The sequence below is a fragment of the Serratia sp. AXJ-M genome (genome assembly GCF_046531865.1).
Lineage (GTDB): Bacteria > Pseudomonadota > Gammaproteobacteria > Enterobacterales > Enterobacteriaceae > Serratia > Serratia liquefaciens.
The window spans coordinates 215,005-235,711 of record NZ_CP059394.1 but is presented as its reverse complement, the minus strand read 5'-3'; the positions used below and the strand labels follow the sequence as shown (position 1 = coordinate 235,711).

The window sequence follows — 20,707 nt, the reverse complement described above, 5'->3', positions numbered from 1 at the left end:
CGACGGGTATATTATTTAATCGGCGTTGAAGTGCCGTCAGCATGCCATTCGAACACGCCGAACTCGAAGCCTTTAAGATCGCCTTTGTCATCCCAGCTCAACGGCCCCATCACGGTGTCCACCGGCTTGCCGGTTTTCAGGTCCTTGACGATGTCGGCCGGTTCCTGGCTGCCGCTGCGCTCCATCCCGGCAGTCAGAGATTGCAGCGCCGCGTAAGTGGTCCAGACGAACGGTCCGGTTGGATCCAGCTTTTTGGCTTTAAGCGCATCTACAACAGGTTTGTTGGCAGGGACCTGATCGTAACGTTTAGGCAGGGTCACCAGCATGCCTTCAGAGGCGGCACCGGCGATATTGGACAGTGAGGAGTTGCCCACGCCTTCCGGCCCCATAAAGCGGGTGGTCAAACCGGCCTGTTTAGCCTGACGCAGGATCTGGCCCATTTCCGGGTAGTAACCGCCAAAGTAAACGAAATCGACGTTTTCTTTCTTCAGGCGCGCCACCAGGGTGGAGAAATCTTTATCGCCGGCGGTGATACCTTCAAACATCACCACGTCGGTGCCCTGCTTTTTCAGGCTGTCGCGCACCGAGCGCGCCAGGCCTTCGCCATACTGCTGCTTGTCGTGAACCACGGCAATGCGCTTGGGTTTGATCTCGCTGAGGATGTATTTCGCCGCCGTCGGCCCCTGATCGGAATCCAGGCCGGTGGTACGCATGATCATTTTGTAACCACGGGTGGTCAGATCGGCGTTAGTGGCCGCCGGGGTGATCATGATGACGCCTTCATCTTCATAGATGTCGGAAGCCGGCTGCGTCGAGGATGAGCACAGGTGGCCGATCACATAGCGGATACCGTCATTGATTACCTTGTTGGCGACGGCTACCGCCTGTTTTGGATCGCAGGCGTCGTCATATTCCACGCCGACCAGTTTGTCGCCCTTGATACCGCCCTTGGCGTTGATATCGGCAATCGCCTGACGGGCGCCGGTGAATTCCATATCGCCATACTGCGCCACCGGGCCGGACATCGCCCCGACGATCGCCACCTTGATGTCTTTCGCCATTGCCGCATGCCCGATAGCCATCGCGATACAACCCGCCAACAGCGCCTTACCTTTTGTTAATTTCATCCGCAAATCCCCATCTGTCGTTGTGAACGTACCTGTTGTGTTTGCCGACACCCGACCCTTATTTACTGCTTTTATTCATAAGTAATAATGATTTAGGTGTTTTTGTGGCAATATTTTCTAATAAGACTTTATTTTTCATGCCATTAAACAGGAATTTTCTGCTGCAAATCAACTTACACAATCAGAAACAAGCGGTGTAAACAGCATAAAATCCGGATTAAATCTGCGCTGTTTTGCATCAGGCACAGCGCGTTATGCTGGTTCTCGATCGATTAACTACATATTTACTCGGAAAATGCGTCCTGCAAAAAACATTTTGCGCAGTAATCGTACAGAAAAACTTACACAACGCTCTGTGCAAGATCTATTACACTGTCGGCATCGATTAGCCGTTCGGAAATCCTGCATGAAACTGACTATTGAGCGATTAACCACGCTGTCCCAGCAAGACCTTATCGACCTTGGCAAAATCTGGCCGCATCAGCAGCCGGAACAGTGGCAAAGCGGGTTGAACGGCAATAAAGCGCTGTTCGCCGCACGCTTCAATGAGCGGCTGTTGGGGGCGGTGAAACTCGAGCTGGACGGTGAACGTGCCCAACTGCAGGATTTGCTGGTGCGTGAAGTCACGCGCCGTCGCGGCGTCGGGCTGTATCTGGTGCAGGACGTGCAGCGTCAGTTACCGCAGATAACGCATTGGCAGCTTTCGACCACCGGTCTGACCCCACGCGAGCGGGGCGAGGTGGATAACTTTATGCGCGCCTGCGGTTTCACTCAGCAAGGCGAACTCTGGCAACGATGAAGCGCAGGTTCCTCGCACTGTTGGTGCTGGTGCTGGCGTTAATCGCCTGGTTCGGCGGCCGCCAGCAGGCGCTGCGGATACAGCCGACCTGGGATAATCAGGTCTACGTCTGGCAACGCGTTTGGACGCCGCAGCATGTTGCCGCACTGGCGCAAAGCCGCGATCTGTTCCCTACGCTGCGGGTGCTAGGTTTACAAGTGCACCCGCGTGAGGGCTGGCGGGAAATCCCGGTCAATCTCCCCTTACTGAAACAAGATGGCCGCCCGCTGTGGCTGGTGGCCCGTCTGGATGGGCAGTTAACGCAACTGGATGAAGTCGCGATTCGCCAACGTTTGCTAAAACAGGTGCAACGCTGGCAAGCCGCCGGGCTGCAGGTGATCGGCGTTGAAATCGATCATGACGCAGCTACCGCACGCCTGCCTGCCTATCAGCATTTCCTGCAGCAGTTGCGTCAGCAATTGCCCTCCTCACTGCAACTGGGCATTACCGCATTGCCGGCCTGGATCGGCTCAGCTGCGCTGCCCGGTGTCTTGCAACAGGCAGACAGCTCCGTGCTGCAGGTGCATGCCGTACTGTCGCCCGAACAAGGCCTGTTTGCTGCCCCGCTGGCACTGCGGTGGGTAAAACAGTACGCACAAATCACGCCAAGACCTTTCCGGGTGGCGCTGCCTGCCTATGGCATGGGTTTGGTGGGGTTCGATACGCAAGGCTCGCAGGTGGAAAGCGAAGCCTCCGTGCGCGTGGCGGGTACCTCGCGCGAGCTGACGGTCGCGCCGCAGCAGGTGGCCGATTTTCTGCGCCAGTTGAACACACGGACCACACCACACCTGCTGGGCCTGATCTGGTTCCGTTTGCCACTGGCGGACGATCGCCGCGCCTGGTCACTGGCTACGCTGAGGGCGGTAATAGAAAAGCAACCGCTCGACGTCAGCTGGCAGGTAAAATTTAGCCCTCAGGCGCTGCAAAATGGGCTGAATGATCTGATAATTCAAAATAACGGGCCGGTGGATGCACCGCTGCCGCATGAAATCGTCATCACCGCCAGCGAGTGCCTGGCGGCGGACGCGGCAGGCAACTATCGGCTGGAAAGCGAGCCTCAACGACTACGCTTTGTGCTTACCCGCAGTGACCAGCTGCGCGCCGGGCAGTCCCGGCCGTTGGGCTGGATCCGCTGCCAACAACTAACGCCAGGAGGCACCCTTGTCACACCGTAATGCACGCGCTACACGGACTCTGCGCGGCCGAACTCTTCCACTGGCTGCCCTGATCGGCTCGGCGCTGGCGATGCCACTTAATGGCTACGCCTGCGGGCCGGATTTCCCTAACCGTTTACTGGTCGATCGCAACGGCACGCTGCTGTATATGCCGGAAGGCAACTTTGCCTTTGAAGCCGGGCGTCTGGTCGCAGTGGATAAACAGCTGCCGTTGTGGAAAGCACCGCCACCGGCGATGCCACCGAAACCGATGCCGCTGTCGCCGGAAACTATCATCATCGAGAAAATGCGTGCGGCAAAAACCGTTGAAGAGGCCGATGCGGTCAATAGCCAGGGGCTGTCTGACGCGGCCCGCCTTTACCAACTGGGTGCAGTGGCCTTCGCCGGTAAAGACCCGCGCGCCAGCGAGTACTTCCAACAGGTTCTGGCGCTACCTGCCGCAGATCAAGGTGACTGGGGGCTAAGGGCGCAGTATTCACTCGGTCGGTTGTTGATGGGCGATTACGGCACGCCGGAAAACGAAGGTGACGGCTCGAGCATCGCAGTCGAACATCCCGCGAAGCCCCAGCTCGAGCAGGCGTTAGCGGCCTTCCAGCAGGTGATTGATAAAGTGAAAGGCGGTACGGCCGATCCAGATCAACTGGCACTAAGCAGCCTTGGGCAGCAGGCCCGCATTCATTTCTGGCTCGGCAACGTCACCCAGGCAGCGAAGTTATATGCTCAACAGGCGGCACAGGGTGACCAAAATGGGGCACTGTCGCTGCAGTACGTCTCCAGTTACCTGGTCAATCCGGATCACTTCGATGCTCTGAAGCAGACAATCGCCGATCCGCTGATCCAACAACTGGTCACCATTGAGCTGTTTGCCCGCAGCAGTAATCTGCAAATGACCGATACGGACGGCACCGGCACTCGCTCTGCACAAATCATCAGCCAAATCCTGACGCTGCTGGACGCCTCGGTGAAAAGCGGTTTCAGCGGCAGCGATCGGCTGGCGGCGCTGGCCTACCGAGCAGGACAATACCCAATGGCGGCCAGCCTGCTGAAACACGCTGGCGACAGTGGCCTGGCCTGGTGGTTACGCGCCAAAATGGCGCTGCGCGACGGGGATGTTAAAGCCGCCACCGCAGACTACGCCAAAGCGGCGGCCGCATTCCCCTCCAATGAAAGCTGGGGCGAACAGCGTAATGCGGACTTTACGCCAGAAACCATCGTGCCCGAATGCCGGGTGGCGGGGGAGCAGGCTATTCTGGCTCTGGATCGCGGCGACTATCTGCAGGCAATGGACTTCCTTTATCGCGGCAAAGATATTTACTGGGCGGACGTCGCCGACGTGGCCGAACGCGTACTGACCATCGATGAACTGAAAGGCTTTGTTGATAAGCATGTGCCGGCCCCAGCTACACCGTTGAAACCGGTCAATCCCGACGACTACAACGGCCAGCCGCTTACGCCGGAGGTGCAACTGCGCGAGCTGCTGGCGCGGCGGCTGATGCGCGCCGGACGCCCTCAAGAAGCAATGGCCTACTTTGATATCCCGAACTATCGTCAGGTTGCCCAACAGTACGCCGATACGCTGAAAACGGCGCAGGATAAATCCGCAGACAAGCTGGTGCGGGCCAAAGCCTACTATCAGGCTGCAACGCTGCTGCGCAGCCAGGGATTGGTGTTCACGGGTTATGAGATGACGCCGGACTATGCAATTTATGACGCCGGTTATTCCTATCTGGGGGATGCATTTGATACGCGCGAGCTCAAGCATAAGAGCTGGATCAGCAGTGCCGAGGCAGCACGGGCCAAAGCGGCGTTACCGCCACAGGATAATCGCTTCCTGCACTACCGCTGGCAGGCGGTTGATCTGGCGCAGCAGGCCGCCGACTTACTGCCGCCAAAAAGCCAGGCCTATGCCGCCGTGTTGTGTAATGCCGCCGGTTGGGTGATTAAACGTGACGCGAAAACCGGCCGGGCGCTGTATCAGCGCTATATCAATAACGGGACGCGCTATGCCTGGGCCAACAAGTTTGGTTATGACTGTCCGGCACCCGATTTTGCGGCGATCGCGCCGTAACGCCGAATTTCAGGCACAAAAAAGCCCGGCTAGCCGGGCTTTTTAACGCTTATGCGGGATTAGGCTTCGATCGCCATTTTCAGTTTCTTCATGGCGTTCTTTTCTAGCTGGCGCACACGCTCAGCGGAAACACCGTACTGATCGGCCAGCTCTTGCAACGTGGATTTATTGTCGTCATCCAACCAACGGGCGCGAATGATATGCTGGCTACGCTCGTCCAGACCTTCCAGCGCATAGGCCAGTTTGTCTGCGGCGTTGCTTTCCCAGTTATCCTCCTCGATGCCTTCGGCGAAGTCCGAGCTTTTATCCTGCAGATACAGCACTGGCGCCATAGACTGGCCATCACGGGCTTCGTCGTCCGGCGTAGGATCGAACGTCATGTCCTGCGCCGCCATGCGGGATTCCATCTCGCGGACATCCTTGCTGGTCACACCCAACTCGCGAGCAACCAATTCCACCTCATCCTGATTGAACCAGCCCAGACGCTGCTTGGTTTTACGCAGATTAAAGAACAGCTTGCGCTGTGCTTTGGTGGTAGCCACTTTGACGATACGCCAGTTGCGCAGTACGTACTCGTGAATTTCTGCCTTGATCCAATGCACCGCAAAGGAAACCAGACGCACACCAACCTCTGGGTTGAAGCGGCGAACAGCTTTCATCAGGCCAATATTACCTTCCTGGATCAGGTCTGCCTGAGGCAGGCCGTAACCGGAGTAATTACGGGCAATATGAGCGACAAAGCGCAGGTGAGACAGGATGAGCTGCTTAGCGGCTTCCAGATCGCCCTGATAATGCAGCCGTTCAGCCAGCTCCCGCTCTTCCTCTGCCGTCAGCATCGGATAGGTGTTGGCGGCCCGGATATAGGCTTCCAAACTGCCCTGGGGCACTAAAGCTAAAGTTTGCATTTCTTTGGTCATTCAACCCCTCTCTTGAAAAAACAGGTCATGCAGGTGATTGTCACGGCGGGGAAATGATTGATTCTACGGCAGTTGCTATTGCAAAAGCGGTCCACACGCCGGGCACCATAACATTTTGCTGCAGATTTTGACCGCGTTCCGTCCTATTAGTTCACAGTTTTTCGATCGCATTGCCCATGACAATACGTGACGAATATTCAGGCCGATAGGGAATTTGTGCGCTAAGAAGAGACTGGATGGTGCTTAAGTTAGTGCCGGTAGCTCTTCTCCCGCAACACGCTCGGAGCAGCAGGAGAAGAGTATACCAAAAAATCTTTATTGTGGTGTAAATCGGCGTAAATGTTGCACCGTCGCCAGCCAGGCGGCGATCCAGCCGATCATCGCGGAAACAATCAGCAGCAGTAACGCCTCATCCCAACCCAGGCCGTGCAGGGTAAAGGTGGTGCCGAACACCTTGGCCACGCCGGTGACCACCGACTCCAGTCTCCACACCATCGCCCCGGACAACACCAACGACAGCAATGCGCCAAAGAAGCCCAGCATCGCACCGCCGTTCAGGAACGGCCGCAGGATGAAACCGTCGGTGGCGCCAATCAGCTTCATCACGTTGATGGTATCGCGACGGCTGAAGATGCTCAGACGTACGCTGTTGCCGATCACCAGGAACACCGCCACCACCATCAGCACGCCGATCATTGCAGCCACTTGCCCCACCAGCCCGGTCAGTGCAGCCAGACGAGCAAACCAGCTGTCGTCCATCCGCACTTCATCCACCCCCTGCACCGCCGCGACGCGATCGCGCAGGGTATTGAGGGTGTCGGAACTTTGGAAGCTCATTTTCGGCGTGATGATAGCGACCGCCGGTAACGGGTTCTCTTCCAACATATCCAGCGCGCCGCCAAAGCCGGACCAGTTGCGGAATTCGCCCCGGGCCTCTTCACGCGACAGGTAATTCACTTTCTCAACGCCGGCTTCTGCTTTGATGGCGTCGAGCACTTTCACCGCCGCGTCGTCATCCAGGGATTTATCCAGGTACACCGTTAACTGCGGCGTAGGGTACCATTGCGTCGCCGCGGTGCTGACGTTTTTCCAAACGATATAACACACGCTTGGCAGCGTCAGGGAGATGGCGATGACCATCACCGTCAGCAGCGTCGCCAGTGGCTGGCGCAGCATATCCTTGACGGCGTTCATCCAGGCGTAGCGCCATTGTTCCCGCCAGCCGCCACGCAGCGCTTTACTCTTGGCGGTTTTTGCATTATTCGCCATGATGCGCTCCTCCAGCCATGCGGCCCTGGCTCAGGCGCAGAATGCGGTAATTGCGACGGGCGATCAGCCCGGTATCGTGGGTGGCCATCAACACGGTGACACCCACGCGGTTAAACTCTTCGAACAGACGCAGAATGCCTTCCGACAGTGCATCGTCCAGGTTACCGGTAGGCTCATCCGCCAGCAGTACCGCCGGCTTGTTCACCACCGCGCGGGCGATACCCACACGCTGCTGCTCACCGCCGGAAAGCTGAATCGGGAAGTTCTTCGCCTTATCCAGCAGCCCGACCTTGTCCAACGCAGCGGAAACGCGGCGACGGATGTCTTCGGTGCTGGCGCCGGCAATAATCAGTGGCATTGCCACGTTGTCATACACCGTGCGATCCAGCAGCAGATGGTGATCCTGGAAAATCATGCCGATCTGACGACGCAGGAACGGCACCTCGCGGTTTTTCAACCGGCTGATGTCATGGCCGCCAAACCAAATATGGCCGGCGCTTGGCCGTTCGATACCACAAATCAGTTTCAGCAGGGTACTCTTCCCCGCGCCGGAATGGCCGGTCAGAAACGCCATCTCTGCCGGGCGCAGATGGAAATCCACCCCCTGCAGGGCCTGCCGTCCGCCCAGATAAGCTTTACTGACCTGTTCAAAGCGAATCATCCGTATTAATCCTCTCGGGCAAAAAGTGCCTCAATAAAATCGTCAGCCTTAAACGGCCGCAAATCTTCGATGCCTTCCCCAACGCCGATATAGCGAATCGGGATACCGAACTGATCGGCAATGGCGAAGATCACCCCGCCCTTGGCGGTACCGTCCAGTTTAGTCAGTGTGATACCGGTTAAGCCCACGGCTTCATTAAATAATTTTGCCTGGCTGACAGCATTCTGTCCGGTGCTGGCATCAAGAGTCAGCATAACCTCATGGGGGGCCTGGTCGTCCAGTTTTTTCATGACGCGGACAATCTTCTTCAGCTCTTCCATCAGGTGCGCTTTGTTCTGCAAACGCCCTGCCGTATCGGCCAGCAGCACGTCGATGCCGCGGGCCTTGGCGGCCTGGACCGCATCGTAAATCACCGAGGCGGAATCCGCGCCGGTATGCTGCGCCACCACCGGAATACGGTTGCGCTCGCCCCACACCTGCAGTTGCTCTACCGCCGCGGCACGGAAGGTGTCCCCCGCCGCCAGCATCACCGATTTGCCTTCCGCCTGGAACTGGCGAGCCAGCTTACCGATGGTGGTGGTTTTACCCACGCCGTTCACCCCAACCATCAGAATGACATACGGGTTTTTACCGCCAACATCCAGCGGCTGATCAACTTTAGCCAGAATTTCGGACATTTCCTCCTTCAGCTTGCCGTATAACGCATCGGCGTCTTTCAACTGCTTGCGGCTGGCATGCTGAGTCAGAGAGGTAATGATTTTACGCGTGGTTTCCACGCCGACGTCGGCAATCAGCAGCTGTTCTTCCAGCTCTTCAAACAGTTCGTCGTCAATTTTCTTGCCGCGGAACAAGCCGACAAAACCGGATCCCAAATTTTGCTTGGTTTTCACCAGGCTACGTTTCAGCCGGGCAAAGAAGCCTTCTTTGGTCGGACGTTCCTGCTCCTGAGTAACCGCAGGGGCCAGCAGCTCGGGCTCTTTTTCTTCTTCTTCGATAATGGCCGGCGCGACAATAATCGGTTCCAGCGCCACGCTGGCCGACAATGGCTCTGGCTCTGGCTCTGGCTCTGGCTCTGGCTCTGGCTCTGGCTCTGGCTCTGGCTCTGGCTCTGGCTCTGGCACGATAGTAGGTTCAGGCTCAATTACTTCCAGTTCGGGCACCATCACCGGTTCCGGTTCAACCACTTCCGGTTCTGGCGCAATAATCGGCTCTGGCGTAACCACTTCGGGTTCTGATACCGCGGTCGTTTCTGGCTTAGGCTCGATGACAAGTTCGGGTTCAGGCTGAACCACGGCCACAGGCACGGCAATCTCTCCCGCTGCCGGCTGTTGCTGTTCTGCCGCCACCTGTTCAGTAAGGGTGACAATCTCTTCCGCCAGCTTTTCTGCCGGGGCAGTGTGTTCGACGATGGCCGGCACGCTTTCTGCAATATGTTCGCCGGTCAGACTGCCGTCCCACTCCCCAGGCGTCTCTACGGAAGCGGCAGGTTCAGATTCCTGCGCGGGGAGCTGGTCATCCAGCTTGGGAGCGACCGGTTCAGCCGGGGTCTCCACGGCCTGATTTTCCGCCGCTTCTACCGGCATCTCAGGTTGCTGTTGCTCTTCTTCCTTCTGGCCGAAGCCCAGCCAGGAGAAAAACCCGCGTTTCTTATCTTTTGCCATGTTATGACTCTACTCCGTACCGAAGGCTTGCTTATGCTGACAATAATTCGCCGAGTCTATCACTTTCCCTCGTTCAGCAACACGCATCCGGCATGCTTTCCACTGTGAAATCAGGCAACAAAGTTTTACCGTTTCCCCCAGCGCCTCTCACCGGTAGAATAGAGGCAACTTATCGCCAACTCATTCGGCCTCACCGCCAGAAAACAATCAAAGCAAACCTATGACAAGACTATCGCCACGGGCATCGGCAAAAAAACCGCCTCAGGCTGCGGCCGGGCAGATCCGCATTATCGGTGGCCAATGGCGCGGGCGAAAACTGCCGGTACCCAACAGCCCCGGGCTGCGTCCGACCACCGATCGCGTTCGGGAAACCCTGTTCAACTGGCTGGCGCCGGTGATCCAGGGCGCACGCTGCCTGGACTGCTTCGCCGGTAGCGGCGCACTCGGCCTGGAAGCGCTGTCGCGCTATGCCGGCAGCGTCACGCTGTTGGAGTTTGAACGCCCAGTGGCGCAGCAACTGGAAAAAAATCTGGCCCTGCTGCAGGGCAATGGCAAGGTGGTCAATACCAACGCGCTGAGCTGGCTGGCGACCCCCGCTCAGCCGTTTGACGTGGTGTTTCTCGATCCGCCTTTTCGCAAAGGTTTGCTGGCTGAAACCGTCACGCTGCTGGAGCAGCAGGGCTGGCTGGCCGATGAGGCCTGGATCTATGTAGAGGCCGAAGCCGAAAGCGCCGCCGCTGATGTCCCGGCCAATTGGCAATTACACCGTGAAAAAGTCGCCGGTCAGGTGGCTTATCGTCTTTATATCCGTTCGCAAGAGAAAACCGAAAATGCTGATTAATCTGGGTCGCCTGCTGATGCTGTGCGTGTGGGGCTTTCTGCTCTCCAACCTGTTTCACCCCTTTCCCAAGCCGCTGAAATATTTCATCGACGTGGCGCTGTTCTTTATGGTGGTGATGCACGGGCTGCAGCTGGTTCTTTTGAAGTCCACGCAACCGAAAGATCAGCCGATAAGCTACTGGCAAGAAGCCAAGATCTTCATCTTTGGCGTCTTCGAACTGCTGGCCTGGCAGAAAAAACAGCCGCCAATCAAAAGAAAATAACCCCACATGGGCACCGGATCCGGTGCCCTACGGCTGGGCAGTAAATGAGACGAAGCGCGTGCCCTGCATGCTCAACGTGCCCTGTGCGCCTTTTTCAATCGGATTATACTGCCACGGCTTCAACCGCAGCCGGATCTCTTCGCCACCGCGCTGCGGGCTAAACACCACCTCATAATGCATCGGTTCATTGACCAGCGGCTCACGCTGCGGTGCCCGGGTCTTGGCGACCGGAAACTCACGTTTATCACTCACCGTGACCTGCAAACTGCGTACCGGCGCACGATCGTTATCCGCTTCAATACGGCGCTGATTGAAATAGCGGTGCGTCGCCAATATGGCGATCAACGCGATCACAGCGATAAAAAACAGCGGTGGCTTACTCATCTTACTTCCCATCTCCACGCGGTGAAATCAGCGTAAACATAGCACACCTCCTGAAATGGCATCGCAGTTGCCCCGCATACCGGCGTTCACTCCTCACTACGCAGCTTATCATCGGCATTAGATTGAGTTACGCCGAGTACCCCCCCAAGGGGGCGTGGGGAATGTTGATGCCCGCATAGCGCAGAATGTCCAGCAGGCGGTTTTCCCCCTGATGATGAAACAGTCGCCGATCGCTACTGGCACCCAGCTTGTGCAAGGCCTGGACCTTGTGTGAGCTGATGGTTTTTTCACTGCGGCCCAAGCGCCGCGCCAGCTGCTTTTGCGGTTCGCCATGCGCCAGTGCACTGATAACCAAAAGCTCTTTTTGCGTCAGGTGACAGCAGACGCACATCTGAGTCCGCCGATATTCGGCCAAAAAATGCTGATGCCCAAGCCGATGGCGCAGCACCAGCAGCGAATTCAACTCGGCCGGCCCCAGCTTTTTTTGCAGGCAAACCGGCGGTTTCAGCCTGGAAGACAGGCCCGATAAGAAAGGGCCATAACCGTCGCTCCACATCAGCCAGGTCACATGAGAGAGCCTCTTGCAAAACTCCCTGCGAAAGACAAAGTAGTTATCCAGGCTTTCACCCTTACCGTGAGTGTCTGACAGCAACAGGTCAAATGGCTGTTTCTGCACCAGACCCTGCAAATCCGACAGCCGGTCAGTGACCCCGCAAACTTCAAACTGAGCCGGAAGCGAGGCAAGCACCGACAACACCCCGAGCCGAAACCAGGGATCCGGCTCCATAACCATCACTTTTAGACGCATTATTGTTTCTCCTTAAACAGGGAGCCTTAGTGGCCACCGTACGATAATCCACTTCAGCCATTCCACCCTGTGGCAAAAACAGCTGGTCCAACAGGTACCTGCCAACCTGCTGATGCAACAGACTACAGAAGTGATACAGCTCGCAACGCTGGCGGCGGTTCAACGAAGCACTGGCATCTGTGGCTGGGCCGATCCCCCATTGAGCAAACCGGTCATTCAGCGCGTGGAGATAACGTCCGGAGTGACGTGCGGGCGATGTATCGAGCGCGCTCGCATCATGGCGACACTGCGCCACTATCTGCGGCAATGCGTTCTTCCGGCAGTTGCCAATAAAAGAAGTCGGCGAGCGGCCCACCCACGTGCTCGCCTCAGCCGGAGAGGAAAACAATACGCCTCCCAACAACGCCGCCGCCATCCCAACGGCGAGCGTATAGCCCTGAGGGGGTAAGCACCCGTTGATAAATTGTTTCAACAGTCGGCCAGGCCATCGCCCACCGGCCATTAAAGACCGGCAAATTTCAACGCGCACCAAATGACCCCCCACCAAAAAATGCCACAAACCAGCAACATCGCCAGCCAGGTGTAGCGACGGATACGTTTATCCCTGGCTGACGACCACATCCGGGCTCCTCCTGGCTGGGCATAGCCGAGATCCATGCAGCAACGCATGGAGTTGTTGATCGCAGCACACACCCAGTTTGCGCATCGCGCTGCGCTTATGGGCGCTCAGGGTCTTCGTCGTGAATCCGCCCGTCGACGTAGTGAGATGTTCCAGTGCACCACAGACAAAATGACTGAGAACCTGCAGCTCGGGCCAGCTGAGCACAATATTTGCCGGCATCCGGGGAAACGAGTCGCTGTTCATAAAGGCAAGGTGGCTCATTGCCTGGCGTTTCTGCAGCAAATCATGCAGCAGATGTGGCTGCAGATCATGCGGCAGGCACAGCGGCCCTTCATGGGGAGCCAACGGGCTGAGGGTGGTTAGCAACGGCGTAAGGGGTTCGCTGTACAGCAGCCAGGTTGTATCGATGTTGAAGCGCAGATAGTGGGAATAGAACAGGAAAAAGTCGCGTAGCCTGTCGCGATGCCCGGAGAGGCCGGTGAGGATGACATCCGCTCCGCCTTGCGACAACGTCTGTCGCAGAGTCAAAAGATCGTCGACCACGGTTAACGATGCGATTGCCTGGCGGGCCAGTTCGAGTACCCGCAGGGTGCCTTCGCGCATCAACCCCGGTGCCATCATCACGACCACGCGCAAACGCGGTGGAAGGGAGGTTGCAGACATAAGTTAGTCCTCTGCAGTGGATTCAGGGTTGCTGGCTATCGGCCTGATAGCGTTGACGTACCAGCAATTGGGTGGCCGGGTGCGAACAATGCCGCTGGCGTAACTGGGCATAGCGCCGTTCATTTTCAGCCAACCAAGGGGTCTCACTGACGCAACGCCACAACTCCGCGGCCTTGCGCAAAGCGCACAACCAGTCTTCTACGCCGTAAGCCATCCCGCTGAGTTGCATGATGCGCCGCTCCAAACTGGCGGCTTTGATGGCAACGGCACGGGCGGCCTTGCGGGTGAGTATCGTGGGTGCGGCCATCGCGGTTATTTCCTGCTGCATGGTGGTTTTTACTCCTCCTGTCAGATCACCTGCCGCCATTTATTTGCAAAGAAAATAGATGCGTAAAAAAATGGAAACAGGCTATTTTCTCTCCAGTAAGATCCTCATACGGCATCGGGCCGGAGAGGCTATATGGAGCCAAAATAATGAAAACTCGAAAACACCTCACTCTCGGTGAAATAAATGACATCCTGCTTGCCACGCACATTGGAAAACATCCGGAGCGTGACCGTTGTTTAATACAGATGTGTTTTATCCACGGGCTGCGCGCCAGCGAAGCCTGTCAGTTAAAAATATCTGATATCGATCTGCGCGATAACGTGATTTATATCCGCCGCCTGAAGAACGGTTTTTCGACCGTGCATCCCCTGGCGCCAGATGAACTGCCGCACTTGTTGTGCTGGCTGAATTTGCGTAACAAGTGGCGCGATGCTGACAGCGAGTGGTTATTCCTGTCGCAAAAAGGCGGCCAACTGACGCGTAAACACGTGCATTACTTGATTAAACGCTACGGCGAGGCCGCCAATATTACGGTGGCATCGCACCCACATATGCTGCGACATGCCTGTGGCTATGCGCTGGCGGATTCGGGCGTCGACACCCGTTTGATTCAGGATTATCTGGGTCACCGGAATATTCGACATACGGTGATATATACCGCCAGTAATCCCAATCGCTTTATTGGATTATGGCAAAAAAAGTGAGGTGGAAAATAGGTCATTTTGGACCAAAGTGTTACATATCTTAGTTTTGTACGATTTCAAGTCAATAAGAATACCCCCCACTTTCACGCAACAATTTTATTTCCTTCAATATCAACAACCCACTAAACAAAATAAAAAAGGCTCACCGAAGCGAACCTTTGTTAAATAAATTAACGCAATTAAACAGCGAAGCAACGTCATTTTGTTTTCAGATACATACACTGACAAATCCGTCAGCACTCCACGAAAACTAAAACATTAGCCCGCGGGGATACCTAAAAACAGATTAATTATCTGAATGTCACAATTTGGTCCAAAATGTCGCATTTTCAGCACGATAAAAACCAATACATCACACTGAAATAAAAGGAGAAAATAAAAAAATAACTTTAATTGATATACCAAAATGAAATTCTGCATCTCTGCACCAGTTCCCTTTAAAACAGCAAAGGTAGAAATACTGGTGGATACATGCTCGTGAAGAAAATACGCAATAGTGGCGACAGATTCACTCTTGTTTTTTTCAAGTCACCCAACACGGGTTTCAGCATTAATCGAAAGCACCGGGCACAAGACAATTTATCCATGGCAAAGCCACACCAACAACTATTGATTGTACAAGGAGACAGGGGGTTTTATGAAGCTTCAGCATGACGAGAATATCACCCTGCCGGATACGGTAGCGCACCTGGCCGAACAGCCGTTATGTCGCATTGTGGCCACCTGGGGGTTGCTGCAAAACCACTATCTGAATCGCCAACGCATCATGCAGGCCTTTAACGTACCGCGCCGTAAAGCGGGTTACATTCTGCGCTATATCGTACACAGCCCTTGCATCACCTGCGATCAACACGTTTATACCCATCCGCGATCGCACCGCCAGGAACTGCGGGTCTGGATCCGCACGGTAAGCCAACCTGTGCCATTACGAACAAAGAGTACCAGGGTTCGCAATGAAGACAGGCAAAGCGTCTGGGCACAACTGCTTCAGCGGCCGTGGAGCGAACTGCATCTGTAATAACCGGCCCTTTTCGCTCCCCCTCATTGGAGAGGTTGCCTATAGACAACTTTTTCCCACCGGGGCCAAGCCGTAATGACATGAACAGCGTTGCGTCTAACCGGCCCCGACTTTTTCAAACCAAGGGGGAATGACCCTGTCTTGACCAAAAGAACCTTGTATCACCTGGAGCGGCTTGTCTGGAACCTGATGCTTACCCACAGTGCACTGCTCTGGTGTCTTTTTGCGCTGCTGCTCTACTGGTTTTTTTAACCCCGGCACAATTTTTTCATTTGATTGCAGGAGAGATGATATGCGTTTGACCGTTAACAATCGTACCGGCTATTTCCCCGCTTCCAAGGAGCTGGACCTGCTTCGTAATATTGCCACGGCGGACAGTCTGCCCAGCATTGTTCTCAAACTGCAGCCCGCCGCCGAAAGCGCCGTGCGGCTAGAGCCCCTGCCCCATACCGGCGGCGTCAACTGGCTACCGCTGCTGTGGCAACTGGTGGTGCTGAAGTCTTGCCGGCATGACCTGGAACTGAGTCTGCAAGCACCGTTTTCCACCCCAGCCTGGCACCGTCTGTTAGGCGTGCTGAACATCTCTCCCGGTCTGGCCACCAAACAGCCACAGAGCCTGCCACTTTTGACGCTAACAGAGAGTCGTGTGTTGCTGACATTGCTTGGCGGCATGCACCCCTGGCAGCTGGCTGCCCGCATGAACCGAGATATCCGCACCATTTCCAGCCATAAAAAACGGGCCATGGACAAAGCCGGTTTGCAACATAACGGCGAACTCTATGCGCTGGGGGCGCTGCTTTACGGCCCACAGCATGCAACCGCGCAGATTGCCTTACCGGCAGCGGAACAGCAAGTGTTGGCCGCCCTGCTGCGCAACGGCAGCGTCACGGCGACCGCGCAGTTGCTGGGGAAAAGCGTCAAAACGGTGAGTGGCCAAAAACACAATCTTATGCGCCGACTTAATGTGCCCCATGAGGTGGCACTGTTTGCCGCCGCCGAACACTACCATGCCGGGCCCAAAAAAAACTGCCTCGTCCACTCTGAATAGGCCTTAAACATTAAATCAATGGCCAATAGGAAAAAAGCTATCGCTTAATTATCACGCTGTGACCATTTCGCGCGAATTAAGCCCTGGCCGAAAGTTAAAATTCAATTCTTTTGAATCGTTGGGCATTGCTGGCGGTATAGAGTACCGTATGCTGAATATTCCGGTGGCCGAGATAGTCTTGTATCAACCGGGTATCCATACCTTTATTTGCCAGGCTATAACCGCAGGCGTGACGCAACATGTGAGGATGGGCAGGTAATTCGAGACAGGCCGCTTTACCGTAATCGCGGATCAGTCGGTAGATTTGCTGGCGCGATAGCCGGCCGCCCTTGCGCGACAAAAACAACCAGGGCTGGCCGGCATGCGGGCTGTCTTTACGGTCATCCAGCCAGCGTTTAAGCATCAGGGTCTCATCCGGTTGTAATGGGTGCTGAACCGACAGACCATTTTTCAGTCGCGAAATAAAAACCCGCCGCTCGGCGAGTTCTATATTGTCCAGCGTCATACGGCTTAACTCGCTGGCCCGCAAACCGTGAACAAAGCACATGGTGATCATACAACTGTCCCTGACCGAGTTTAGTCCTCCCTTTATATTTTTTATCATTTTTTTTATTTCTGATTCATTCAGATATTTTCTTATTTCCAATTGCATAACTCCCCAGAAACATCATGTATCAAGCAGGACCGATGGCGGGTTTAAAAAACAGCCAAAAATGCAAATACAGTTACCAAACGTGCTAAATAGTAATGAGACTCTAAGATTAATCCTTAGCTATTATTGTCACGCGCAGCATTAATTACTAATTAATTAGCATTCGCATCAATTACTAATTAATTAGCATTCGCATCGGGCAGTTATTGTTCTTAGAAAATGATTCACGGCGGTCGAGCAGCCATTGTCAGTAAATTTTCCCGAGAAAAACCACGGCTCCCTTTCTTACTCTGCAAATAAGTTACAGTTCATCAGCAAGAAAGCATTGTCGATCGCAGAGGCGCTGCCTACACTGCAAACAGGAAGTGACACTGGTAACAATTTGGAACCGGTTGCTGTGGTTCCCACAATGAATAAGGAAGACATAATGAGTTGGCCGTTCCTTGCCGTATTCTTTTCCGGTTGGCTGTTCGTCGATGCCTCCTACCGTGGGCCTCGCTGGCAGCGCTGGGTGTTTAAGCCCATCACTCTGCTGCTGTTGTTATTGCTGGCCTGGCAAGCGCCGGTGTTGGGGCCTGCAGGGTATTTGATCGTCCTCGGCCTGCTGGCAACCTTAATCGCCGACACCTTGCTGCTGCTGCCGCGCGAACGCGTGCTTTACGCCATCGGTGCCTTTTTCCTGTCGCACTTGCTGTATACCCTGAGCTTCGCCAGTCAGATGACCTTCAGCCTGTTTTGGCCGCTGCCGCTGGCGCTGCTGATTATCGGCGTGCTGTTACTGGCAACAATTTGGACGCGACTGGAAGAAATGCGTTGGCCGATCGCCACTTATGTAGCGATGACGCTGCTGATGGTGTGGCTGGCGGGTGAGCAGTACTTTATGCGCAGCACCGATTTCGGTTTCTCGCTGCTGGCGGGCACTTCACTGCTGCTGCTGGCCAACGTGGTGTGGCTGGTTAACCGCTATCGCTGGACCTTCCGCGCCGCGGATGCGCTGGTGGCCTTCTGCTATTTCTCCGGCCATTTCCTGATCGTACGTTCGCTGTATCTGTAAGGCTGCTCAGGGCGGGTTCGACTGCCGAACCCGCTGTTGTTATACCAGCGCTTTCAGCGTCAGCCCATCATCCGCGCCAAGCTGGTTGCGGTAAATATCGCCATCGCGCGAGAAGAACGCCAGCGTACTGCCATCCGCCCGCAGCAAAGCGATGCCGTCCGGTGCCGGGCGCCAACCGACCACCTCGGCGGTTAACACCTTTTCCAAACAGTGCTGCCGATCAACCAATGAGTAGCCGTTGATTTCACTCTGTTCACCGGCCAAAAACTCAATCTGACATTGTTGTTCGGCATTGGCGACCAGCCATTGCCCCGCCAATGATTGCGCGCTGGGAAGAACCAAACTGCTGGCCATAACTGCCCCCGTAACCATCATGCCGCCTGCCACTAAGGCGGCGTGCGCTAAGCTGCCCTTCATATCGTCTCCTGTATAACGCCCGGCCAACCGGCGCCGGGCGTTAGCACCTGCACTGTTAAACGATAAAGTCAGTGGCGACGTCAACCTGGCCGACGATCTTCACCAGGAAGTCCGGGGCCTGATGGCCGCCGATATTCAGGGCCAGATCGCTGACGTTATTCGACGCATTGTAAGACAGTAAGGCTTCGCCCGCTGCGCCACTGAAATGATCGACGAAGTGGATCTGATCGCCACCCTGCGCGCCCTGATTGAAGAATGACAGGTCGATTTTATCGATGCCTTTCTGGAAATCCTTGATCCAGTCGGAGGCACCCGGCGCAGAATCGCTGACCGCAGAGAAGACAAAGGTGTCTTTGCCCGCACCGCCCCACAGCTCATCAGCCCCACCACCGCCGAACAGCACGTCGTTGCCCGCGCCACCTTTCAGCACGTTGTTGGCCGCATTGCCGACGATCACGTCATTGCCTGAACCGCCAATCGCGTTCTCGATGGTCACACCTGCGGCAATGGACACGTTGCCTTTCAGCCCACCCACGTCGGAGAAAGATTTCTCGTTCAGATTAATACGCTGGTTAGCGGTGTAACCGGAGAAATCGAAGGTGTCATTGCCGCCCGCATCCCAGGCCGCAAAAATCACTTTTTGCGAATTGCTGGTGGTACTGAGGAAGTCACGGCCGGTATTTGAGTTGAAGCCATACACGGTATCGCCGGTACGGGTGGTCTGGTTGGCACCATACAGATGCTGAATAGCGGAAATGTCATCCAGCAGTGGCGCCGCAGCGTAGTGCCCGCCGTTGTCGCCACCGGTGTTGGTTTCGCTCCAGTAACTCATCAGGCTGAACTCACGAGTATCTTCGGCGTAGCTGGCGTCTCTGTAGGTCGGGTTGCCTTCACCGGCGTTGTAATCGCCCGGATGGCTCAAGCCCAACGCATGGCCAATTTCGTGGGTAAAGGTCTGGCGGCCGTAGTCTTCGCTGGCCGGATGTTTCACGTTGGACTGGTTGACGTTGTACCAGGTCTGCCCGCCCAGGTTTTGGCCCTGATAAATGGTGTTCGGCAGGAAGGCGTAAGCCTGGGTATCGTAGTCATAATGGCCGGGACGATCCTGGCTGTAGTTACCGAAGGTGATATTGGCCTTCTGGCCGGCACCAACTTCGGTAAAGGTGATATTGGCCACGTCAGACCAGGACTGCAGCGACAGCTTAGCCTGCTGCTGCTGTTCCGCGCTGAATTTGCTCAGTCCGGTATCGCCGGCGACGTTGGTGGAAGAGAATTTATAATCCGGGAAAGAGAACGTTAATTTAACCGGTTGGCCAAAAACTTTATAACCGTTCCAGGTTTGGTTCTCGCGGGTAATAAACAGCCCGGCTTGCTCGGTAGAAAATGAGTCCTTGCCATTAACCTGAATCCCGTTGCCTCGCTCATGATAATGCAGCAAATCATCTACTGCATTGTAAGCGGAGCTCGCAGCCGCAAGGCTGGATTCAGTAATTTCAATTGCCTTTTTAGTAGATTGCATTGGTTCGATTCCACTCATTAGCTGATTGTTTTCAATCAGACAGATAGACATAACCTGCCAGGAAGCCACGGAGAACGAACCGTACGCTTACGGGAAGGAGTTTATGCGCCGTTGCCGGCAGTGTGTTAGAGAGAATTAATGCATATATATCAGCAAATAAGATTACCACCATAAATGGTAATCGATTCCAATTATAGGCAGCGGCATAAAACTGCACATAAAATAATCAGCCATTTATTATCGTTTCGAAGGCGATTTATGCTGGTTTTTTACGTTCTTTACAATATTAATGAAACTTAAATGCCATGAGTTGGTAACAAACTCCAACAAAAATGCGGCCTGCAGAGCCAAGCGAATCGTGCTGGGATTTAGACGGCTAAAAGTTAAATTTTGCTAAAGCGTTATAGATTAATAACTCTTTATTATTAGCCGCCAGTACTTTTTAGTTCCCGCAGGAATAACATTTTCTTTTTTTGACTAATCACCTCGTGCCTTCCGAGTCCTTCACGCTCGTCGCCCCCTGATAAACGACATGGGAAAAAAGAAATACCCCAATTCTCCCTCCGGTGCGCCATTAGCAATAATTCTCATCCGTCGCTTGACTCTGGAGTGGACTCCAGGGTGTAGAGTTGGTTTCAAGAAGTTCATTAACTGCCCTGAGGGGGGACGTT

Annotated in this window: 21 protein-coding genes; 9 read left to right on the top strand and 12 right to left on the bottom strand. The window is 55.1% G+C overall.

The window, feature by feature from the left end:
* Window positions 1-11 precede the first annotated feature (11 nt).
* Window positions 12-1,127: a branched-chain amino acid ABC transporter substrate-binding protein gene (locus H0S68_RS01060; protein WP_046374714.1), complete on the bottom strand. Its 1,116-nt coding sequence runs from the start codon at window positions 1,125-1,127 to the stop codon at window positions 12-14.
* A 406-nt stretch (window positions 1,128-1,533) separates the two neighbouring features.
* On the opposite strand from H0S68_RS01060, the gene panM reads away from it, so the two are divergent.
* The 3 genes from panM to H0S68_RS01045 all read left to right on the top strand — a co-directional run bounded on the left by panM (window position 1,534) and on the right by H0S68_RS01045 (window position 5,208).
* Window positions 1,534-1,926, top strand: coding sequence for an aspartate 1-decarboxylase autocleavage activator PanM (gene panM / locus H0S68_RS01055; RefSeq protein WP_262244862.1), 393 nt, complete (start codon window positions 1,534-1,536; stop codon window positions 1,924-1,926).
* Window positions 1,923-3,140 (top strand): DUF3142 domain-containing protein, encoded by a 1,218-nt coding sequence (locus H0S68_RS01050; RefSeq protein ID WP_400827285.1) that lies wholly within the window; start codon window positions 1,923-1,925, stop codon window positions 3,138-3,140. The genes panM and H0S68_RS01050 overlap by 4 nt, the downstream gene beginning before the upstream one ends.
* A gap of 70 nt (window positions 3,141-3,210) precedes the next feature.
* Window positions 3,211-5,208 (top strand): hypothetical protein, encoded by a 1,998-nt coding sequence (locus H0S68_RS01045; RefSeq protein WP_260679877.1) that lies wholly within the window; start codon window positions 3,211-3,213, stop codon window positions 5,206-5,208.
* A gap of 59 nt (window positions 5,209-5,267) precedes the next feature.
* On the opposite strand, the gene rpoH is transcribed toward H0S68_RS01045, so the two are convergent.
* From rpoH to ftsY, 4 genes are all read right to left on the bottom strand, one after another.
* Entirely contained in the window at window positions 5,268-6,125 is an 858-nt protein-coding gene (gene rpoH / locus H0S68_RS01040) for an RNA polymerase sigma factor RpoH (protein ID WP_020824815.1), read from the bottom strand.
* 315 nt (window positions 6,126-6,440) lie between these two features.
* Window positions 6,441-7,394, bottom strand: a complete 954-nt coding sequence (gene ftsX / locus H0S68_RS01035; protein WP_020824814.1) for a permease-like cell division protein FtsX — start codon at window positions 7,392-7,394, stop codon at window positions 6,441-6,443.
* Window positions 7,384-8,055, bottom strand: a complete 672-nt coding sequence (gene ftsE / locus H0S68_RS01030) for a cell division ATP-binding protein FtsE (RefSeq protein WP_020824813.1) — start codon at window positions 8,053-8,055, stop codon at window positions 7,384-7,386. Before ftsE ends, ftsX begins: the two co-directional genes overlap by 11 nt.
* A 5-nt stretch (window positions 8,056-8,060) precedes the next feature.
* Window positions 8,061-9,716 (bottom strand): signal recognition particle-docking protein FtsY, encoded by a 1,656-nt coding sequence (ftsY, locus tag H0S68_RS01025; protein WP_410529100.1) that lies wholly within the window; start codon window positions 9,714-9,716, stop codon window positions 8,061-8,063.
* A 220-nt stretch (window positions 9,717-9,936) separates the two neighbouring features.
* Between ftsY and rsmD the strand changes: the two genes are divergently transcribed.
* Window positions 9,937-10,557, top strand: a complete 621-nt coding sequence (rsmD, locus tag H0S68_RS01020) for a 16S rRNA (guanine(966)-N(2))-methyltransferase (protein WP_046374719.1) — start codon at window positions 9,937-9,939, stop codon at window positions 10,555-10,557.
* Window positions 10,547-10,819 carry a DUF1145 family protein gene (locus H0S68_RS01015; RefSeq protein ID WP_006317223.1) on the top strand — a complete coding sequence of 91 codons (273 nt, stop codon included), beginning with the start codon at window positions 10,547-10,549 and terminating at the stop codon, window positions 10,817-10,819. Before rsmD ends, H0S68_RS01015 begins: the two co-directional genes overlap by 11 nt.
* 27 nt (window positions 10,820-10,846) lie before the next feature.
* Here H0S68_RS01015 and H0S68_RS01010 read toward each other — a convergent pair whose 3' ends face one another.
* From H0S68_RS01010 to H0S68_RS00995, 4 genes are all read right to left on the bottom strand, one after another.
* Window positions 10,847-11,203: a DUF2500 domain-containing protein gene (locus H0S68_RS01010; protein ID WP_128864846.1), complete on the bottom strand. Its 357-nt coding sequence runs from the start codon at window positions 11,201-11,203 to the stop codon at window positions 10,847-10,849.
* Between the two features lie 127 nt (window positions 11,204-11,330).
* On the bottom strand, window positions 11,331-12,011 hold the full coding sequence (locus H0S68_RS01005) for a helix-turn-helix transcriptional regulator (RefSeq protein ID WP_142816116.1): 681 nt from the start codon (window positions 12,009-12,011) through the stop codon (window positions 11,331-11,333).
* Between the two features lie 598 nt (window positions 12,012-12,609).
* Entirely contained in the window at window positions 12,610-13,296 is a 687-nt protein-coding gene (locus H0S68_RS01000; protein WP_198639901.1) for a hypothetical protein, read from the bottom strand.
* 22 nt (window positions 13,297-13,318) lie between these two features.
* Window positions 13,319-13,624, bottom strand: a complete 306-nt coding sequence (locus H0S68_RS00995; RefSeq protein WP_128864842.1) for a hypothetical protein — start codon at window positions 13,622-13,624, stop codon at window positions 13,319-13,321.
* A gap of 146 nt (window positions 13,625-13,770) precedes the next feature.
* Here H0S68_RS00995 and H0S68_RS00990 point away from each other — a divergent pair, with 146 nt between their 5' ends.
* The 3 genes from H0S68_RS00990 (at window position 13,771) to H0S68_RS00980 (ending at window position 16,394) form a co-directional block, all read left to right on the top strand.
* On the top strand, window positions 13,771-14,328 hold the full coding sequence (locus tag H0S68_RS00990; RefSeq protein WP_122076541.1) for a tyrosine-type DNA invertase: 558 nt from the start codon (window positions 13,771-13,773) through the stop codon (window positions 14,326-14,328).
* 637 nt (window positions 14,329-14,965) lie between these two features.
* Window positions 14,966-15,346 carry a CaiF/GrlA family transcriptional regulator gene (locus H0S68_RS00985; protein WP_122076538.1) on the top strand — a complete coding sequence of 127 codons (381 nt, stop codon included), beginning with the start codon at window positions 14,966-14,968 and terminating at the stop codon, window positions 15,344-15,346.
* A gap of 292 nt (window positions 15,347-15,638) precedes the next feature.
* A complete protein-coding gene (locus tag H0S68_RS00980; protein WP_142816118.1) occupies window positions 15,639-16,394 on the top strand; it encodes a LuxR C-terminal-related transcriptional regulator in 756 nt (251 codons plus the stop codon).
* A 94-nt stretch (window positions 16,395-16,488) separates the two neighbouring features.
* Here the strand turns inward: H0S68_RS00980 and H0S68_RS00975 are convergent, their stop codons facing one another.
* Entirely contained in the window at window positions 16,489-17,046 is a 558-nt protein-coding gene (locus H0S68_RS00975) for a tyrosine-type DNA invertase (protein ID WP_369982314.1), read from the bottom strand.
* Between the two features lie 427 nt (window positions 17,047-17,473).
* Between H0S68_RS00975 and H0S68_RS00970 the strand changes: the two genes are divergently transcribed.
* Window positions 17,474-18,100 carry a lysoplasmalogenase gene (locus H0S68_RS00970; RefSeq protein WP_020824800.1) on the top strand — a complete coding sequence of 209 codons (627 nt, stop codon included), beginning with the start codon at window positions 17,474-17,476 and terminating at the stop codon, window positions 18,098-18,100.
* 39 nt (window positions 18,101-18,139) lie between these two features.
* Here the strand turns inward: H0S68_RS00970 and H0S68_RS00965 are convergent, their stop codons facing one another.
* Together H0S68_RS00965 and H0S68_RS00960 are read right to left on the bottom strand one after the other, a co-directional pair.
* Window positions 18,140-18,517 carry an AprI/Inh family metalloprotease inhibitor gene (locus H0S68_RS00965; protein WP_122076532.1) on the bottom strand — a complete coding sequence of 126 codons (378 nt, stop codon included), beginning with the start codon at window positions 18,515-18,517 and terminating at the stop codon, window positions 18,140-18,142.
* Between the two features lie 55 nt (window positions 18,518-18,572).
* Window positions 18,573-20,036: a serralysin family metalloprotease gene (locus H0S68_RS00960; RefSeq protein WP_020824798.1), complete on the bottom strand. Its 1,464-nt coding sequence runs from the start codon at window positions 20,034-20,036 to the stop codon at window positions 18,573-18,575.
* Between the last annotated feature and the right edge of the window lie 671 nt (window positions 20,037-20,707).

Excerpts from the sequence above, each read along its gene's own strand:
- H0S68_RS00960 (WP_020824798.1), bottom strand. The coding sequence starts at position 20,036 with ATGCAATCTACTAAAAAGGCAATTGAAATTACTGAATCCAGCCTTGCG.
- H0S68_RS01045 (WP_260679877.1), top strand. The coding sequence starts at position 3,211 with ATGCCACTTAATGGCTACGCCTGCGGGCCGGATTTCCCTAACCGTTTA.
- H0S68_RS00995 (WP_128864842.1), bottom strand. The coding sequence starts at position 13,624 with ATGCAGCAGGAAATAACCGCGATGGCCGCACCCACGATACTCACCCGC.
- ftsE (WP_020824813.1), bottom strand. The coding sequence starts at position 8,055 with ATGATTCGCTTTGAACAGGTCAGTAAAGCTTATCTGGGCGGACGGCAG.
- H0S68_RS01060 (WP_046374714.1), bottom strand. The coding sequence starts at position 1,127 with ATGAAATTAACAAAAGGTAAGGCGCTGTTGGCGGGTTGTATCGCGATG.
- H0S68_RS00970 (WP_020824800.1), top strand. The coding sequence starts at position 17,474 with ATGAGTTGGCCGTTCCTTGCCGTATTCTTTTCCGGTTGGCTGTTCGTC.
- H0S68_RS00975 (WP_369982314.1), bottom strand. The coding sequence starts at position 17,046 with ATGCAATTGGAAATAAGAAAATATCTGAATGAATCAGAAATAAAAAAA.
- panM (WP_262244862.1), top strand. The coding sequence starts at position 1,534 with ATGAAACTGACTATTGAGCGATTAACCACGCTGTCCCAGCAAGACCTT.
- ftsX (WP_020824814.1), bottom strand. The coding sequence starts at position 7,394 with ATGGCGAATAATGCAAAAACCGCCAAGAGTAAAGCGCTGCGTGGCGGC.
- H0S68_RS00965 (WP_122076532.1), bottom strand. The coding sequence starts at position 18,517 with ATGAAGGGCAGCTTAGCGCACGCCGCCTTAGTGGCAGGCGGCATGATG.
- H0S68_RS01010 (WP_128864846.1), bottom strand. The coding sequence starts at position 11,203 with ATGAGTAAGCCACCGCTGTTTTTTATCGCTGTGATCGCGTTGATCGCC.
- H0S68_RS01050 (WP_400827285.1), top strand. The coding sequence starts at position 1,923 with ATGAAGCGCAGGTTCCTCGCACTGTTGGTGCTGGTGCTGGCGTTAATC.
- rsmD (WP_046374719.1), top strand. The coding sequence starts at position 9,937 with ATGACAAGACTATCGCCACGGGCATCGGCAAAAAAACCGCCTCAGGCT.
- H0S68_RS01000 (WP_198639901.1), bottom strand. The coding sequence starts at position 13,296 with ATGTCTGCAACCTCCCTTCCACCGCGTTTGCGCGTGGTCGTGATGATG.
- H0S68_RS01015 (WP_006317223.1), top strand. The coding sequence starts at position 10,547 with ATGCTGATTAATCTGGGTCGCCTGCTGATGCTGTGCGTGTGGGGCTTT.
- H0S68_RS00990 (WP_122076541.1), top strand. The coding sequence starts at position 13,771 with ATGAAAACTCGAAAACACCTCACTCTCGGTGAAATAAATGACATCCTG.
- ftsY (WP_410529100.1), bottom strand. The coding sequence starts at position 9,716 with ATGGCAAAAGATAAGAAACGCGGGTTTTTCTCCTGGCTGGGCTTCGGC.
- H0S68_RS00980 (WP_142816118.1), top strand. The coding sequence starts at position 15,639 with ATGCGTTTGACCGTTAACAATCGTACCGGCTATTTCCCCGCTTCCAAG.
- H0S68_RS00985 (WP_122076538.1), top strand. The coding sequence starts at position 14,966 with ATGAAGCTTCAGCATGACGAGAATATCACCCTGCCGGATACGGTAGCG.
- H0S68_RS01005 (WP_142816116.1), bottom strand. The coding sequence starts at position 12,011 with ATGCGTCTAAAAGTGATGGTTATGGAGCCGGATCCCTGGTTTCGGCTC.
- rpoH (WP_020824815.1), bottom strand. The coding sequence starts at position 6,125 with ATGACCAAAGAAATGCAAACTTTAGCTTTAGTGCCCCAGGGCAGTTTG.